15 protein-coding genes are annotated in these 16,658 nt (G+C 71.7%); 7 read left to right on the plus strand and 8 right to left on the minus strand.

Annotation, left to right across the window (positions count from 1 at the left end; translation table 11 throughout):
• Positions 1 to 44: 44 nt before the first annotated feature.
• Positions 45 to 194 carry a hypothetical protein gene (locus tag VMF51_RS08530; protein ID WP_325473988.1) on the plus strand — a complete coding sequence of 50 codons (150 nt, stop codon included), beginning with the start codon at positions 45 to 47 and terminating at the stop codon, positions 192 to 194.
• A gap of 101 nt (positions 195 to 295) precedes the next feature.
• Here VMF51_RS08530 and rpsA read toward each other — a convergent pair whose 3' ends face one another.
• Complete coding sequence (rpsA, locus tag VMF51_RS08535) at positions 296 to 1,780, minus strand: 30S ribosomal protein S1 (protein ID WP_325473989.1); 1,485 nt, start codon at positions 1,778 to 1,780, stop codon at positions 296 to 298.
• A gap of 220 nt (positions 1,781 to 2,000) precedes the next feature.
• Positions 2,001 to 2,870 carry an aminoglycoside phosphotransferase family protein gene (locus VMF51_RS08540; protein ID WP_325473990.1) on the minus strand — a complete coding sequence of 290 codons (870 nt, stop codon included), beginning with the start codon at positions 2,868 to 2,870 and terminating at the stop codon, positions 2,001 to 2,003.
• Positions 2,871 to 2,926: 56 nt separating this feature from the next.
• Here VMF51_RS08540 and VMF51_RS08545 point away from each other — a divergent pair, with 56 nt between their 5' ends.
• A complete protein-coding gene (locus VMF51_RS08545; RefSeq protein WP_325474116.1) occupies positions 2,927 to 3,808 on the plus strand; it encodes a class I SAM-dependent methyltransferase in 882 nt (293 codons plus the stop codon).
• Here VMF51_RS08545 and VMF51_RS08550 read toward each other — a convergent pair.
• From VMF51_RS08550 to VMF51_RS08560, 3 genes are read right to left on the minus strand one after another with little or no spacing between them, the layout of a single operon-like run.
• Positions 3,713 to 4,897 carry a hypothetical protein gene (locus VMF51_RS08550; RefSeq protein ID WP_325473991.1) on the minus strand — a complete coding sequence of 395 codons (1,185 nt, stop codon included), beginning with the start codon at positions 4,895 to 4,897 and terminating at the stop codon, positions 3,713 to 3,715. The genes VMF51_RS08545 and VMF51_RS08550 overlap by 96 nt on opposite strands.
• Positions 4,894 to 6,045: an acyltransferase gene (locus VMF51_RS08555; protein WP_325473992.1), complete on the minus strand. Its 1,152-nt coding sequence runs from the start codon at positions 6,043 to 6,045 to the stop codon at positions 4,894 to 4,896. The genes VMF51_RS08550 and VMF51_RS08555 overlap by 4 nt, the downstream gene beginning before the upstream one ends.
• Before the next feature lie 15 nt (positions 6,046 to 6,060).
• Complete coding sequence (locus VMF51_RS08560) at positions 6,061 to 6,978, minus strand: DUF3068 domain-containing protein (protein ID WP_325473993.1); 918 nt, start codon at positions 6,976 to 6,978, stop codon at positions 6,061 to 6,063.
• Positions 6,979 to 7,102: 124 nt separating this feature from the next.
• On the opposite strand from VMF51_RS08560, the gene VMF51_RS08565 reads away from it, so the two are divergent.
• Positions 7,103 to 8,311, plus strand: coding sequence for an acyltransferase (locus VMF51_RS08565; RefSeq protein ID WP_325473994.1), 1,209 nt, complete (start codon positions 7,103 to 7,105; stop codon positions 8,309 to 8,311).
• Between the two features lie 12 nt (positions 8,312 to 8,323).
• Here VMF51_RS08565 and VMF51_RS08570 read toward each other — a convergent pair whose 3' ends face one another.
• Positions 8,324 to 9,172, minus strand: a complete 849-nt coding sequence (locus VMF51_RS08570; protein ID WP_325473995.1) for a 2OG-Fe(II) oxygenase — start codon at positions 9,170 to 9,172, stop codon at positions 8,324 to 8,326.
• Between the two features lie 123 nt (positions 9,173 to 9,295).
• On the opposite strand from VMF51_RS08570, the gene VMF51_RS08575 reads away from it, so the two are divergent.
• From VMF51_RS08575 to VMF51_RS08585, 3 genes are read left to right on the plus strand one after another with little or no spacing between them, the layout of a single operon-like run.
• Positions 9,296 to 10,828, plus strand: a complete 1,533-nt coding sequence (locus tag VMF51_RS08575) for a bifunctional glycosyltransferase/class I SAM-dependent methyltransferase (RefSeq protein ID WP_325473996.1) — start codon at positions 9,296 to 9,298, stop codon at positions 10,826 to 10,828.
• Positions 10,825 to 12,870 carry a hypothetical protein gene (locus tag VMF51_RS08580; RefSeq protein WP_325473997.1) on the plus strand — a complete coding sequence of 682 codons (2,046 nt, stop codon included), beginning with the start codon at positions 10,825 to 10,827 and terminating at the stop codon, positions 12,868 to 12,870. The genes VMF51_RS08575 and VMF51_RS08580 overlap by 4 nt, the downstream gene beginning before the upstream one ends.
• A gap of 13 nt (positions 12,871 to 12,883) precedes the next feature.
• A complete protein-coding gene (locus VMF51_RS08585) occupies positions 12,884 to 14,002 on the plus strand; it encodes a glycosyltransferase family 4 protein (RefSeq protein WP_325473998.1) in 1,119 nt (372 codons plus the stop codon).
• On the opposite strand, the gene VMF51_RS08590 is transcribed toward VMF51_RS08585, so the two are convergent.
• Together VMF51_RS08590 and VMF51_RS08595 are read right to left on the minus strand one after the other, a co-directional pair.
• Entirely contained in the window at positions 13,980 to 14,135 is a 156-nt protein-coding gene (locus VMF51_RS08590) for a hypothetical protein (RefSeq protein ID WP_325473999.1), read from the minus strand. The two genes, VMF51_RS08585 and VMF51_RS08590, sit on opposite strands and share 23 nt — an antisense overlap.
• A 47-nt stretch (positions 14,136 to 14,182) precedes the next feature.
• Positions 14,183 to 15,907, minus strand: a complete 1,725-nt coding sequence (locus VMF51_RS08595) for a hypothetical protein (RefSeq protein ID WP_325474000.1) — start codon at positions 15,905 to 15,907, stop codon at positions 14,183 to 14,185.
• 24 nt (positions 15,908 to 15,931) lie between these two features.
• Here VMF51_RS08595 and VMF51_RS08600 point away from each other — a divergent pair, with 24 nt between their 5' ends.
• The gene (locus tag VMF51_RS08600; protein ID WP_325474001.1) at positions 15,932 to 16,645 is read left to right on the plus strand and encodes a class I SAM-dependent methyltransferase; all 714 of its coding nucleotides are present in this window, start codon (positions 15,932 to 15,934) and stop codon (positions 16,643 to 16,645) included.
• Positions 16,646 to 16,658: the final 13 nt, after the last annotated feature.

The raw sequence follows: 16,658 nt of genomic DNA on the forward strand, positions 1-16,658 counted from the left end.
TCCTGCCACTGTGGCAGGAAGTCGATGAAGCGCAGGATACTGCCATGATCTTCTTCTATCTCCTGCTGGCGCTGGCCGCCACTCTCGCGTTCCTGACCATCCGCACGATGGCCCACGACAGCCGGGGCACCCGGCGTCCCCCCGCCTCCCACTTCGACGACCCCGCGTTCCGCCAGCCCGGCTCCCTCGTCTGAGGTGCCGTCCCCACCCACATATACGACGACGTCGGCCCGGCCACCGTGAGGTGGCCGGGCCGACGTCGTTGTGTGTCTGGCTGGCTACTGCCTGCTGGAGGTCAGCTCGCGCCGCCGGTCAGCTTCTCGCGCAGCGCCTGCAGGGCCTCGTCGGAGGCCAGCGAGCCACCCTCGGCGGCACCGCCGGTCTCGGAGTCGTCCGAGCCGCCGCTGGAGTACGACGTCGCCTCGCCGGCCTCGACCTCGGCCTGCTTGGCCTCGGCCTGCTGCTTGACGTGCGCCTCCCAGCGGGCGTGCGCCTTGGCGTACTGGTCCTCCCAGGCCGCGCGCTGCTCGTCGAAGCCCTCGAGCCACTCGCCCGTCTCCGGGTCGAAGCCGTCGGGGTAGACGTAGTTGCCCTGCTCGTCGTACGTGGCGGCCATGCCGTAGAGGGTCGGGTCGAACTCCTCCACGTCGGTCGCGGCCGCGGTCTCGTTGGCCTGCTTCAGCGAGAGCGAGATCCGGCGACGCTCGAGGTCGATGTCGATGATCTTGACCATGACGTCGTCGTTGACCTGGACGACCTGCTCGGGGATCTCGACGTGACGCTCGGCGAGCTCGGAGATGTGCACCAGGCCCTCGATGCCCTCCTCGACGCGGACGAACGAGCCGAAGGGCACCAGCTTGGTGACCTTGCCGGGCACGATCTGACCGATCTGGTGGGTCCGGGCGAAGTGCTGCCACGGGTCCTCCTGCGTCGCCTTCAGCGACAGGGAGACACGCTCGCGGTCCATGTCGACGTCGAGGACCTCGACGGTGACCTCGTCGCCGACGGCGACGACCTCGGACGGGTGGTCGATGTGCTTCCACGACAGCTCGGAGACGTGCACCAGACCGTCGACGCCGCCGAGGTCCACGAACGCACCGAAGTTGACGATCGAGGAGACGACGCCCTTGCGGATCTGGCCCTTCTGCAGCTGGGTCAGGAAGCCGTGGCGAACCTCGGACTGGGTCTGCTCGAGCCAGGCACGGCGCGACAGGACCACGTTGTTGCGGTTCTTGTCGAGCTCGATGATCTTGGCCTCGAGCGTCTGGCCGACGTACGGCTGCAGGTCGCGGACGCGACGCATCTCGACGAGCGAGGCGGGCAGGAAGCCGCGGAGGCCGATGTCGAGGATGAGGCCGCCCTTGACGACCTCGATGACGGTGCCCTCGACGACGCCGTCCTCCTCCTTGACCTGCTCGATCGTGCCCCAGGCGCGCTCGTACTGGGCGCGCTTCTTGGACAGGATCAGGCGACCCTCCTTGTCCTCCTTCTGGAGGACCAGGGCCTCGACCTCGTCGCCGACGGCGACGACCTCGGCGGGGTCGACGTCGTGCTTGATCGACAGCTCGCGCGAGGGGATGACGCCCTCGGTCTTGTAGCCGATGTCGAGAAGGACCTCGTCGCGGTCGACCTTGACGATGGTGCCGGCGACGATGTCGCCGTCGTTGAAGTACTTGATCGTCGCGTCGATGGCCGCGAGGAAGTCTTCCTCCGAACCGATGTCGTTGATCGCGACCTGGGGCGCGTCGTAATCGGGGAGGGTCGAGATGGTGCTCGTCATAAGGGAAGGAAACCTTTGGTGGGCAGAAGTCGTACGGGCACGCGTGAAGGTCCTGTTTCACTACCGATCGTGGCTGCGCGGACCCGGTGGAGAAGATCCTGGCGCTGATAGCGAGCGAGAGTCCTCTCCGTCCGGGACGCAGGCAGACCTCTGGCGCAGACTTCAGCCTACGCCGCCGCGCTCATCCGCGTCCAACCCGCGAACACCCCCCAGGCTGCGCTCACCCCGGGTCCGTCCACGCCCCGGGATCCCCGGCCCGGGCCACGGCCCGCAGCAGTCGCTCGGCACGCTCCGCGTCCGGGTGCCGGCCCGGCCGGGAGGCGAGCTCGACCAGGGCCACCAGATCGGCCGCCCCGGCCAGCGCCAGCGCCGTCGCCGGGTCGGTCCCGCGGCGGGCGGCGTACCCCTGCAGGACCGCTGTGGTGAGCACCGGGTCCCGCTCGAAGCGGAGCAGGCTGCCGAGGTCGGCGAAGGGATGCCCGGCGTGGGCGAGCTCCCAGTCGACCAACCCCGTCACCGCCAGGGTGTCCGGGTCGACGAGCAGGTTGCCCGGGGTCAGGTCGCCGTGCACGAGCACCCGCCTCGTGACCGTGTCGAGCAGCGCCTGGGCGTCGTCGGCGACGGCGACCAGCTCGGGGCGGGTGTCGGCGACCAGCTCCGGCAGGCCCTCGGGCCGCTCCCACGTCCCGACCCGCAGATCGGCGTCGACGAACGGCCCGTCGCCCAGCTGCGGCATCCCGCCGAGATCGGCGACCAGCACCCCGAGCCGGGTGCCGAGGGCGCGCCGTCCGGTCTCGTCGAGGTCGGGCAGCAGCAGGTCGCAGCGCACCCCCGGGAGGTACGACGTGACGAGCAGCGCGGGCATCCCGCTCGCCGGGTCGGCGCGACGCAGCTCGAGCACCTCCGGCACCGGGAGCAGGCCGCGGACCAGGCGCAGCAGTGCCGCGTCGACCTCGGCGGCGGCCGCACCTCGGGGTCCGGACTCGGCGTACACGCGCACGACGGAGCGCTCCCCCGCGACCTCGGCGAGGAAGGTCTGGCCCGAGTGGCCGCCGGGCAACGGGGCGAGCGAGGCGGCTGCGAGGTCCACGCGGGCGATCGTGCCACGGCGCCGGCGACTACCGTCGGATCGTGACCACCGGCAGCATGCTCGGCGACGCCGACGCCCCCGACTCGCGCCATCACCCCGACCTCCCGCCGTTCCGGGCCGAGCGCCGGGCCGTCGGCGAGGAGGAGTCGCGCCGGGCCAACGGCCCGGACTGGGACCGGTACGCCGACGAGTACCAGGCCACCCACGGAACCTTCCTCGGCGACGCCGGGTTCGTGTGGGGTCCCGAGGGACTCACCGAGGCCGAGGCCGGCGTGCTCGGCCCGGTCGCGGGACGCGACGTCCTGGAGGTGGGCTCCGGTGCCGGCCAGTGCTCGCGGTGGATCCGCACCCGCGGCGGACGCGCCGTCGGCCTGGACCTGTCCCAGCGTCAGCTGCAGCACAGCCGACGCCTCGACGAGTCCACCGGCGTCGCCGTGCCCTCGGTGCTCGGCACGGCCACCGCGTTGCCCTTCGCCGACGACTCCTTCGACGCCGTCTTCTCGTCCTTCGGCGCCCTGCAGTTCGTCAGCGAGCTCGACGTGGCGGTCGCGGAGGCCGCGCGCGTCCTGCGCCCCGGCGGCCGATTCGCGTTCTCGATCACCCACCCGACCCGGTGGATGTTTCCCGACGACCCCTCCGAGGCCGGCCTCGTGGCCAGCCAGTCCTACTGGGACCGGACGCCGTACGTCGAGGTGGACGACGCCACCGGCGACGTGTCGTACGTCGAGCACCACCGCACCCTGGGCGACTGGGTGGCCGTGCTCGCCGGCGCCGGATTCCGGATCACCCGGCTGCTGGAGCCGGAGTGGCCCGAGCACCACGAACGCGTGTGGGGCGGGTGGTCAGCGGTCCGCGGGCGGCTCACCCCCGGTACGGCGATCGTCGCCGCCGACCTCGATGCTCGCCGGTCCTCCACGATGCCGGGCCGGCAGCACTGACCGGTGCCGGTCGACACGGTCGGCCGCCTGCAGGAGCAGCCAACTGCTCCCCACCGTGAGCAGCCCCGTCACCAGGACGGTGACGACCGCCGCCAGTCCGGTCGGCTGGCCGTCGAGGTGACGCCCCGCCGTCACGGCGACGAACGGCGCCCAGGCGACGATCAGGTACCAGTCCCGGCCCACGAGCACGACCGGCTCCTGGTCCAGGACCTCGACGGCCAGGGTCCGCGGGTCGGGGTGGTGCGCGGCCGCGAGGGCGGCCAGGGCCGTGAGCACCGCGACGAGCGGCGCGAGGACCCGGAAGGTCTCCTCGACGGTGAGGAACGACGCCGCCAGCACCGCGCCCCCGAGCACCATCGCCGCGCCGCCGAACACCGCACCCGCCGTCGCCGGCGTCCAGCGCAACCGGGCGCCCAGCGCCGCGGCCGCTGCGCCGAGCAGGAAGGCGTCGCCGCGGGTGAACGTGCCGAGCGAGGCCGCGAACCACCCCTGCTCGTCCAGGACGAGCACCCGGTGCGTGGCGCAGGCGACCGCACCTGCCGTCAGCACTCCGGCGAGGACGAGCGGGCGACCACCCAGCACGAGCACGAGCACGATCGCCACGAGCATCAGCTGCACCAGCACGCTGAAGAACCACAGCGACGTGAGGTCGGCGCGGCCCGCTCCGGGCTGGTCCAGCAGCCAGGCGTTCGACCGGAACGACAGGACCCGCAGGATCGACCGCCACGTGGTCGACCAGTCCGCCCCGTCGGTGTCGTCGGTCGCGTCGACGACCAGCGCCGCCGCGCACACGAGGACGACCGCGAACACCAGGACGGCCAGCTCGCCGCCCGAGCGACGGAGCACCGCGGCGATCCCTGCGGGACGGGCCTCGAGCAGACGGGCGGTGAGGGCGAAGCCGGCCAGGGCGAGCAGCATCGCCACCGCCACGTTGCCACCGGTGAAGAGAGCATCCAACGGTCGGATCATCGCCAGCGACTCGGGCGCGATGAGCCGACCGGCCTGCGCCAGCAGGTAGAGGACGGCCGCACCGGCCTGCAGGGCGAGGACGAGGCGCAGCGGGGGCCGGGCGTCGGTGCTGCTGGTCATGTGCGGGCCGCCTGCTCGTCGGCCGCGGTCGCGGGCCGCAACCGGAAGACCGGCCGGGACGCGAGCAGGCGGCGTACCGGCTCCTCGACGTACCGCTCCATCACGACCACCACGGCGACCAGCACGACCAGGGCGAGCAGGGTCCGCACCTGCCAGCGCCAGTCGGGGGTGTGCCGGGTGATGATCACGATGATCGGTAGGTGCCACAGGAAGATCGACAACGAGGCCCGGCCCAGGCGACGCAGCGGGCTCCACGACAGCAGCCGCGAGACCCGGGTCGGCTCGTCGAGCTGCCAGATCGCCAGGACGACGATGCCCGCCACGAACGTGAACGCGAGCGACCACGGCCCCAGGTAGGCGAGCTCGGGCAGCTCCGGCAGGACCAGCTTCAGCACGACCAGCACCAGACCCGAGATCCACAGCAGGTGGCGCCAGCCGCGGACGCGGGCCGCGACCGGGATCAGCAGCGCCATCACGACCCCCCAGACCAGCCCGTCGGCGCGGGTCGACGTCAGCGACGAGGCGATCACCCAGCCGCGGTCGTCGACGACCTCCTGGCGCCACCAGTAGACGAGCCCGCACACGCCGATGAGCGCGACGACGAGCGCCCAGCGATAGCGGCGCACCAGGATCGGGGCCAGGAGCAGCGGCAGCACGAGATAGCACTGCTGCTGGACGCTGAGATACCACAGGTGCCCCAGCTCCGCGCGGACGGAGAAGAAGTCGGTCTGCCCGTACTCGTTGAAGGTGTAGGTGAGGACGTGCAGGATGTTGTTCGCCAGCACCTCGCCCGACGGCGGCACCGGGTCGAACTGCAGCGCCACGGCGACCGCGGCACAGAGCAGCACCAGCTGGGCACCGAGCCGGACCAACCGCCGCAGGTAGAAGCGCCACGGGTCGAACGTGCCGCGCTCGCGGTCACGCACCAGCCCGGACGCGACGATGAACGAGCCGACGACGAAGAACACGATGACCGCGCCGCCGCCGAGCAGGCCGTTGACGACCGGCACGTCGTACGCCGCACCGTGCGGCCACAGGACACCGCCCGCGTGGTTGAGCACGACGGAGACGATGACCAGTCCCCGTAGACCGTCGAGGGCGGCTACCCGGGTCGCCCCGCGGGGCGCCCGAGTAACCGCCTCTGACATCGCAGCAGCGTACCTCTAGGCCTTGGCGAGCTCGGACTCGCGCGCCCGGTCCTTGGCGGACGGCGGCTGCCGGCGGTTGAGCAGGAGCAGGGCGATGCCGATGATCAGGAGCGGGATCCCGACCAGGTAGCCGATCAGCGGAACCGTGGACGTGACCAGCTTCAGCAGGTCGGCGTCGCCACCGATGTCATCGACGTTCTCGGCCACCTGCTCGTCGGTGAACGACAGGTTCAGGGTCAGGAAGGGCTGACCGTTGGCGGTCCGCACCTGCTCGCTCACCTGGTCGACGATCTGGCCGGTGCGCGGCTCGATCCACAGGTCGGTGGTCTCCTGGTAGGTGCCCTCGAGGCCCTCCGCGATCGTGATCGGCGCCGGCTCGGTCTCGACGTGGTAGACGTAGGTCTCCAGGCCGTCGACCTCCTCCGTACGGTCGTAGGTCGCCTCGGTGCTGCCGGGGCCGATCCAGTACGTGTAGGTCTTCTTCTCGGCATCGAAGGGCCACTTGTTGATGAGGCCCTCGCGCTCCTCGGCGTCGGCCGGCAGGTACTTCGGGTCGTTGACGGCCTCCGCGCTACGGCGGTCCGTCGCGAAGTCCTCGAAGCCGGCGCTGAGCAGCCGGTTCAAGGGGTCCTCGGCAGAGACACAGTCGCCGACGTCGTTGGCGTCCTTGACCAGGCAGGTCGAGCCCGCGAACACCACGACGTCGTCGTCGGACTTCTCCGAGTCGGCCTTCGTGGTGCTGGTGGCCTTCACCCGGAACGGCGAGATGCCCGCCGCGGTGTACTGGACGGCGTCGCCGGAGAGCCGGGTCACGGAGTCCACGTCGAGCGGGGTCTTCTTCAGCTCCCCCGCCGCCCAGGTCTGGGCGAGAATCGCGACGATCACGAGGAAAGCACCGAGAAATGCACAGACGGCACCGATGGTTTTGCGCACGAGAACCCCTCCCAAAGCACGTGCAAGGTCGGCTGAGAGTAGCAGCCGTCACACTCGACGGGTACGCATCGCGCAACTTGTTGTTCACGTGACCGGGCTCGCGCGCGACACCTACAGTGCTCGCATGACCATGGCGGTGCCCGCGCGCTCGGCGCAGCGATCTTTCCTGTTCGACGGGCTCCGGGGCATCGCCCTGATCCTGGTGGTCTGCTCGCACGTCTGGCACATCTCGCCCTGGCTGCTGCAGCGCATGTTCGACGCGCGCGACGACACCGGCTCCTGGCAGTCCCAGCTGGTGGGCTACCTGTTCAGTGCCGGCAACTACGCGGTGTCGATCTTCTTCGTGATCGGGTCGTTCCTGGTGACCCGGGCGATGCTGCGCTCGGCCTCCTCACCGAGCGGTCTGCGTCCCGGCGTGACGCTGGTACGCCGCTTCGTGCGCCTCAGCGGCCAGCTGTACTTCCTCCTGCTGATCTTCGTGGTCATCACCTTCATCGAGCAGCCGACCGAGGACGGCACGTCGACCGCGGGCTCGGTGATCAGCGCCGCGACGTACAGCTGGAACTGGTACATCCACAACAACCTCGACGCCGCCCGGGCCGACCTCGGCCACCTCTGGTACCTCTCGGTCGACTTCCAGGTCTTCCTCATCGTGCTCGCCGCCGTGTGGCTGCTCCGGCGGCGGCCCGGATGGCTGGTGGTCGCGCTCGCGGCGTTCTGGGTCGGCCTGCTCTTCTGGCGCGCGGACATCTACGACTACGACCCGTTCTGGGCACTGCTCCGCACCTGGGCACGCGGCGACGCTCCCGTCGCCGGAGCGCTCGCCGCGGCGGCCCTTCCCTACCTCGCGAGGTGGCGGAGCTGGGGACGCCCGGCGGCGGTGTGCGGCGTGCTCGCGCTCGTTCCGCTCCTCTTCATGACCATGGGGCCGGACGCCTACTTCGGCCTCCCAGGAGTCGCGCTCGACGTGGCGCTGATGCTCGTCGTCGTCGGCGCCACGCTCGCGGTGCCGCCCCGGTGGCTGGTCGCCGTGGTGGGGACCCGTCCGCTCGCGTTCCTCGGCCGGCACTCGCTGAGCGTCTACCTGTGGCACCTGCCGATGATCTTCCTCGTCTCGCGGCACACCGACGACTGGCGCGAGCCGGCCCGCATCGTCCTCGCGGCCGTCCTGACCCTCGGCTTCGTCCTGCTCAGCGAGCTGGTGGTGGAGCGCCGGGTCCAGCGCTTCCTGGACTCCCCCCGGTGGCGCGAGACCGACCAGGGCCTCCTGCGCTACCTCGTCCGGGTCCTGGACCGCCGGCTCTCCTCCACCGAGGACACAGCGTCCCGCTGACCGGGATCGCCCTCAGCGCTTGCGGCGCAGCCGGTCGACCCGCGCGAGGAGCTTCTGGACCCGCTCGTCGGAGATGCCGAGCCGGCGCTTCGCACGGTCGTACAGGTCCAGGGCCGTGCGGTCGGCCGCGATCGCGGCCTTGCGGGCGACGCTCTCGTCGGGACGCGCCTGGTAGTTCGTGGAACGCCGGACGGCGTTCTCCTCCTCGGTGAAGTAGTAGAGCGCCATCGAGCGGCGAGCCATGTCGGGCGGGCAGGTGAGGCCGTCCGGGTGGCCGTGGAAGGTGTCCACGTCGGTCGTGAAGACGAGCATCCGGTTGCCGGCCGGCATGACCTTGGCCTGGCAGGCCGTCATCTCCCGGTCCCAGAGCTCGAGCTTGCCGCCCCAGTCCTCGTGCCACTCCTCGTTGAGGTACAGCAGGATGTTGACGCGTCGAGCCCAGTTCTCGTGGTCGTGGTGGGTGGTGAAGTCCGCGTGCACGTTGAGGTGACCGCCCCGGAGGGTCTGGTGGAGGCCGCCGCCGTCCATCGACCAGTCGGGCATCAGGTTCTCGATGCCGGTCAGCCGCTCCAGGTACGCGACGAACTCCGGGGAGCAGAACTCTCGGGCCACGTCCTGCAGGGTCGGGCCCCACACGTCCGGCTGCGTGTGCGAGTACTTCGTCTCGTTGACGTGGATGTAGCCCTTCCAGAAGGGGTCGCCGATGCCCGGGAACTCCCCCACGGCCTTGTCGAAGGCGGACGGCGTCAACACGTCGTCGAGGACGATGTGCGGGAACGGTGCCGCCGACCGGTAGGCGGCGGTCTTCGACTCGAGGTCCGCCTCGAGACGGGCGAAGTCGATCAGCGTCAGGTCAGGCATGGATCGATGATGCCACCGAATCCGGACAGGTAACGAAACTTCCGAGTAACATCGCCGGAGGCACCCATCAGGGAGGTCCGCGACGGGGTCCAGGCCGCGTTCGCGGGGTGAGGGAGACACCAGATGCTGCACGATGCTCGCACGGTCGAAACGGCCAATCCCGGGTCCTCGGGACCCAACACGGTCGTCGTCACCGACACCCCACCGGAGCACGAACGTCCACGGCTGCGGGTGGGCGTGCTCGTGGTCGCCTACAACGCCTCGACCACGTTGGCCCAGACGCTGTCCCGGCTGCCGGCCGCGTTCGTCGACACCGTCGACCACGTCCTGGTGTCCGACGACGCCAGCACCGACGACACCTACCAGGTGGGGCTGCGGTTCAAGAGCGGCTCCACGCTGCCCATGACCGTGGTCCGGCACGAGCGCAACCTCGGGTACGGCGGCAACCAGAAGACCGGCTACGCCTGGGCCATCGCCCACGAGCTCGACGTCGTCGTCCTGCTGCACGGCGACGGCCAGTACGCCCCCGAGCACATCGGCGACCTGGTCGCCCCGCTCGCGCGCGGCGAGGCCGACGCCGTCTTCGGCTCCCGGATGATGAATCCCGGCGACGCCCGCGCCGGCGGGATGCCGCTCTACAAGTACCTCGGCAACCGGGTCCTGACCCGGATGCAGAACAAGCTGACCGGCCTCGACCTGACCGAGTGGCACAGCGGCTACCGCGCCTACCGGGTCGACGCCCTGGCCGACCTCGACCTGTCGTCGTACTCCGACGACTTCGACTTCGACACCGAGATCATCCTGGGCCTGCACGCCCAGGGGAAGAAGATCGCCGAGGTCCCGATCCCGACGTACTACGGCGACGAGATCTGCTACGTCAACGGCGTGAAGTACGCGAAGGACGTGACCCTCGACGTCGTCAGGTTCCGTCTCGGGCAGATGGGCTTCGGCGACACCCCGGCGACCGGGCCGGACACCGAGGCCTACGAGCTCAAGCCCAGCGAGCACTCCTCGCACGGGGTGCTGCTGCGCTGGCTGGGCGACATCGCGCCGGCCCGCGTGCTCGACGTCGGCTGCTCGGACGGACAGTTCGCCGACCTGGTCCGGCAGATGGGCCACCGCGTGACCGGGGTCGACCTGATCAAGCACGTCGGCATCGCGCACCGCGTGGACCAGTTCGTCGAGGCCGACCTGAACGCCGGCCTGCCCGACGAGGCCGGCCAGGACTACCGCGTCGTGGTCGCCGGAGACGTCCTGGAGCACGTCATCGACCCGGCCGCGCTGCTCACCGACATCGCGGGCCGGTTGGCGCCCGGGGGCGAGGTGCTCGTCTCGGTCCCGAACTTCGCCCACTGGTACCCCCGCGCCCGGGTCGTCGCCGGCCGGTTCGACTACGACCAGCGCGGGCTGCTCGACCACGGCCACGTGCGCTTCTTCACCCGGCGCAGCTTCGAGCGGCTCATCCACCAGAGCGGTCTGCGGATCGTCGAGGCCGAGACCGTCGGATCGCCGTTCGACGTCCTGGACCGAGGGACCGAGCGCGCGAGCCGGCTCGCCCGGGTTGCGGGTAGGGTCGCCGTCGCCGATCGGGCGGCAACCCGAGCCTGGCCGACGCTGTTCGGCTACCAGTTCCTCTATCGCCTGGAGCGCGCTTGAGCGACCGTCGTCCCGACGGCCCCCGAACCATCGACTCCCGACGTCGCGCGCTCGCGACCGGACTCGGTCTGCTCGCGGGCACCCTGGCCTACGGCCTGACCCTCGTCGACTTCAGCACCCGCTTCGGACGGACGGCCAACTCCCTCGGGTACGCGTCCAACTTCTTCGACGCCCAGGGCCGGGCGTTCCTGGACGGGAACCTCCACCTGCCGCGGGGCAGTCTGGGCATCGAGGGGTTCATCGAGCACGGCCAGGAGTACATGTACTTCGGCCCGTGGCCCGCTCTCCTGCGGCTCCCGGTTCTCCAGACCACGACCGAGTACGACGGGCGCCTGACGGTCGCCTCGATGGCGCTGGCCTTCGCGCTGCTCGCGCTGGTGGTCGGCAAGCTGACCTGGCTCGTCCGCGACCTGATGCGACCGGACGAGCCGGTGTCCCGGTTCGAGGCCGTCTCGATGGGCGTCTTCATCGCACTCGCCACCGGCGGTACCACCCTGACCTATATCGCCGCGCTGCCGTGGGTCTACCACGAGGTCTACGCCTGGGCGGTGCCGTTCGCCCTCGGGGCGATGTACTGGATGCTCCGCGTGCTGCAGTCCCCCACCCCGGGCGCCATCGCCTGGCTCGTCGTCTTCGACCTCGGGGCGGCGCTGACGCGCACCACGGGCGGCTGGGCCGTCTGCCTAGCGACGATCGGGGTGGGCATCTGGCTGATCAGCGGACGGATCCGCCCCGGCGGGCGCCGCGCGGGGGCGGCCGTGGTCGCCGGAGGGGCGCTGGTGCTGTTCATCGGCATCGCCGTCAACTGGGTGAAGTTCCGGCACCCGTACCTCTTCCCCTTGGAGGACCAGGTCTGGACGGAGCTCAACGAGCACCGCCGTCAGGCGCTGGAGGCCAACGGAGGCACGATCACCGGGCCCCAGTTCTTCCCCTCGGCCTTCATGGCGTACTTCCGGGTCGACGGGGTGCGCTTCGTCGACCACTTCCCCTTCGTGACGCTGCCGGCCGAGCCGGCGCAGGCGTACGCCGGCGCGTTCGTCGACCAGAGCTACCGGACCGGCAGCGTGACGGCGTTCATGCCGTGGCTGTTGATCCTCACCATCGTCGCGGTGCCGGTGCTGTTCCGGCCCGGCGTCGACGCCGCCCGCCGCTGGCTGCGCGTGCCGTTCGTGACCGGGGTCCTGATCACGGGCGGCGTGATGGCCTACGGCTACTTCGCGCACCGCTACACCGCCGAGTTCGTGCCCGCCCTGATCTTCGGCGGCGCCGTCGGCACCTGCGCCGTGACCGCGTGGCTGCAGCAGCGGCGACCGGCCCTCGCCCGGGCGGGACTCGGACTGGCCGCCGTCCTCACCGCCTGGTCCATCGCCGCCTCGATGCTCGTCGGCCACACCGCCGCGGCGTTCACCGCAGGCGGTCCCCGGTTGGCCGCCTACCTCGACACCCAGCACCGGCTCACCCCGGGCGCCCAGTCCGGACTGGTGACGTTCTCCGACGACCTGCCCTCGGGCGGTGAGGCCGACGACCTGTGGATCCGCGGCGACTGCGACGCCCTCTACGTCAACTCGGGCGACACCTACGACACCTGGCACCTCGTCGAGCGCCGCAGCCTGGTCACCCGTCTCCGACTCGCCGAGGACAGCGGCGCGGGGCGGCTGCAGATCGCCCGGGCGCTGACGACGCCGCGCCGCTCGGTGTGGGTCCAGCTCGACGGCCGGGGCCGGGCCCGTGTGCAGCTGGTGAACGAGACCGGGACGTTCTCGGGAGAGTGGTTCGAGATCCTGCGCCCCCGCGAGATCCGGGTGGGCATCCGCGACCTCGGCGAGCTCGGGTACGCCGAGGTCAGCTCGAACCCGGGCGGCTTCGTCGGGCTGATCCGGACCTTCCAGTGGGGCGACGACTGGATCTCCTCGCCGACCGAGCTGGAGTTCGTCGAGCCGCGCAGCGGCGAGCTCCGGGCTCTGGGCGTCGAGATGAGCACGGAGCGGGGAGTGGCCCCGCCGCTGTGCACGCGGATCAGCGCCACCGCTCGCGAGCAGTGAGCCGGGTTCTGCGATGCGCATCGTCTTCCTGACGTGGCGGGACTCGACGCACCCGGACGGCGGGGGGTCGGAGATCTTCGTCGAGCAGGTGGCCCGACAGCTCCACGACCGTGGGCATGCGGTGACCATCCGGTGCGCACGGCCACCGGGCGCCGCCGCGGAGGCCGAGCTCGACGGCGTACGGCTGCTGCGTGCCGGCGGTCGGCTCACCGTCTACCCCCGGGCACTCCTCTGGCTGCTGCTGCGCCGCCGGCAGGTCGACGTCGTCGTCGACGTCATCAACGGGATCCCGTTCGGAACCCCACTCGTCCGGCGCCGCGGCGTCGTCGCCCTGATCCACCATGTCCACGAGCGCCAGTGGCGGATCATCTACCCGGACGCCCGGGGCCGGGTCGGCTGGTGGATCGAGCGTCGGCTGACCCCGGCGCTCTACCGCGAGGTGCCGCTCCTCACCGTCTCCGAGTCGAGTCGCGCGGACCTGGTCGGCCTCGGGTTCGACCCCGCGCGGGTCGCCGTCGCCCGGAACGGGGTCGACGGCACCCGGGTCGAGGCGTCCCGCTCACCGGCACCGCGCATCGCCGTACTCGCCCGGCTGGTGCCGCACAAGCAGATCGAGCACGTCTTCGCGGTGCTCGCCCGGCTGCTGCCCGAGTTCCCCGATCTCCACGTCGACGTGATCGGCGACGGGTGGTGGCGCGAGGAGCTGACGGCCGACTTGCGGCGCCACGGGGTCGAGGCGCACGTGAGCATGCACGGCCACGTGTCGGCCCGGACCCGTGACCGGCTTCTCGCCGAGGCGTGGCTGATGGTCCTGCCCTCGGTCAAGGAGGGGTGGGGACTCGCGATCCTGGAGGCCGCGGTGCAGGGCACCCCGACGCTGGCCTACCGGGACGCGGGGGGCGTGGCGGAGGCACTGGTCGACGGTGACACCGGCGAGCTGGCCGAGAACCTCGACGACCTCGTCGAGCGCACCCGCGCGCTCCTGCACGAGTCCGCGCGCCGGACGTCCATGGGAGAGCGCGCCGCCACCAGGTCGGCGACGTTCACCTGGTCAGCGACGGCCGACGTGGTGGAGCGGACCCTCGAGTCCAGCGCCGGAGCGGCTCAGCTCAGGACTGGTCGCCGTAGTTGATGAGCTCCGACCGAGCGGGGTTGTTCTCCGCGTCGGGAGCAGCGGTCTGGATCTGGATCGCACCGAAGGTCACGGCACCCGCCGCGACACCGCCCGCGATGGCCGGCGCAAGCAGCTTGACGAAGATCAGCACGTGGTTCTCCCTCTCCCAATACTGAGGGGACCATAGCAGCCCGACGGCTACCGCGGGCGTTTCCTGGGACGCCGAGTCGCGAGGACCACGGCGACGACGCCGCCGAGGACGGCCAGGAGCGCCACACCGTTGGCCGCGAGCACCAGCGCACGCTGCCCGCGGGACGGCCCGGGCGGGCTCGGAGCCGGGTTCGGCACCTCGTAGAGCGCCATCCGGTCGTCGGTGTACACGGCGCTCAGACCGGTGAGGTCGAGGTCCGGGGCGCTCGGATCGTCGCGGTAGACCAGTGCCCAGCGGATCCCCTCGGCAGCCAGCGCCGGCGCGACCGGACCGGAGGTCAGCGACGCGCCGAGCCGGGCCGCTCGTGCACTCTCCCCGCGGACGATCTCCTCGCCCACCTGGAGGTCGTCGGAGACCACGACGACCTGGTCGAACCAGCGGACCGCCGGATCCGACGACACCAGGCCGTTGCCCCAGGAGAAGCGGCGGTAGGAGCGCCAGGGCAGGGTGGCCAGGTCGCCCCCACCGCCGTCCTCCATCACCTGCGCCGCCGCGTCCAGACCCGACGGGTACCGGATCGGGGTCACGGTCGACCAGGTCTCGCGCGCCCCGTCGGGCAGGAGCATCAACGGCGCCGCCACGGCCAGGACCGCGACGGCGAGAACCGCCTCGGTGCTGCGTCCCGCCACCGTTCGCACCGCCCGGTCGGCACAGACCGCCGCCGCCGCGGCGACCAGGACGACGTACGGCGCCACGAACTTCTGGGCGTCCCGCAGCAGCCCGGCGCCCGGAACGTGCTCGACGAGCGCGCGCATCAGCGCGTCGCCGCCGGGCAGGCTCGACGCCAGGGCGAGCACCAGCCCGGCCCCCGCGAGCACCGTCAGCCGGCGCAGCTCGTGTGAGCGCCAGAGTGCTCGCCGCGCCAGGAGCAGGACCCCGACCGCGGCGGCCGCCGTCAGCGGGCCCCAGAACATGTCTCGGCTCGCCGGCACGCTGCCGGCGTCCCAGATCCCCCCGGTGCCGAGCAGCGCCACGACCGTTCCCAGCAGCCCGGGCGGCCCCTCGGCTCCGGAGGAGAAGAGCGTCACTCCGGCCGGATCGGACGTCCCGCCCCCGGTCCCGATGAGGGCCGGCAGCACCCACGGCAGCTGCAGCAGGGCGCAGCACCCCACGAGCCACCACGTCCGCCGGATGCGCCCCGCCCCGGCGACCAGCACCGTCGCCGACCCGAGAAGCCCGCCCGTGGGTGTCAGCGAGGCCAGCCCGAGCCAGGCCGCCGTCGCCCCCAGGTCTCGAAGGCGCCCCTGCTCGCGGAAGCGACCGGCCGCGACCAGCAGCCACGGGATCGCGGCGTACCCGAGCAGCAGCGCCCACTGGCCCAGCGCGGTCCGCTCCACCACGTAGGGGTTCCAGACGGCGATGCCGCCGGCGACCAGCCGTCCGGTCGTCCCGAGGCCGCGGACCAGGCGATGGGTGCCCCACCCGGCCAGGGCCAGGCCCAGCGGCAGCACCAGCCGCGCCACCAGGCCGCCGTCGACCACGGCGGTGAGCGTCGAGACCACGGCGTCGAGCGGGACGGCTCGCGGGGCGGACTCCCCCAGCCCGATGCCGGCATCGGTCCACGGCTGGCGCGGGACGAAGACCAGGTCACGCGCGAGCGGATGGCCGCGTCCGGTGAGGAGCGGCCAGCACAGGACGACGGCGAGCAGGGCCGGCCAGAGGTCCAGGAGAACGGGGCGCAGACGGAGGGACCTCCGCGGTGTGCCGACCATGCCGCTCCTCCCTATGCTGCGCGGGTGCAGCCTAGAGGTCCCTCCTCCTTCGCGGAGGCCTACGCCCTGGCCGAGCCGATCCCCGGCTGGCTGACCGAGGACCAGGCCCGCCGGCTGTACGACGACGCCGCCGCCGTACCTCCGGGCGGCACGGTGGTCGAGATCGGCAGCCATCACGGCCGCTCGGCCCTGATGATCGCCTCCGCCCTGCCGGAGGGTGCGCGGCTGGTCGCGGTGGACCCGTTCCCCGAGGACTGGCGCTACGGAGCCGCCGGGACCGAGGCCCGCTTCCGCGAGAACCTCGCCGACGCCGGACTCACCGCGGTGGTCGACCTCCGGGTCGCCACGAGCTCCGAGGTCCGGGCCGGCTGGGACCGACCGGTGCACGTGGTCTACGTCGACGGCAAGCACGACTACTGGACCTGCCGCGACGACCTGCGGTGGTCCCGCCATGTCGTCCCCGGCGGAACGGTGCTCGTGCACGACGCGTTCTCGTCGCTCGGCGTGACGACGGCGCTGCTCCGTGAGCTCCTGGTCAGCCGTTCGCTGCGCTACCGCGGCCGGGTCGGCTCCCTGGCCCGCCTCGAGGTCGGACCGCCCTCGGTCCCGGACCGGCTGCGGGTGCTGGCCGAGCTTCCGTGGTGGCTGCGCAACCTCGTCGTCAAGGTGTGCCTCCGCCTCCACCTGGGTCTCCTCGCCCGGGCGCTGGGTCATCATGACCAGGCCGATCCGTACTAGCGGGGCGCGCCCG

This window comes from Nocardioides sp., assembly GCF_035503875.1.
Lineage (GTDB): Bacteria > Actinomycetota > Actinomycetes > Propionibacteriales > Nocardioidaceae > Nocardioides.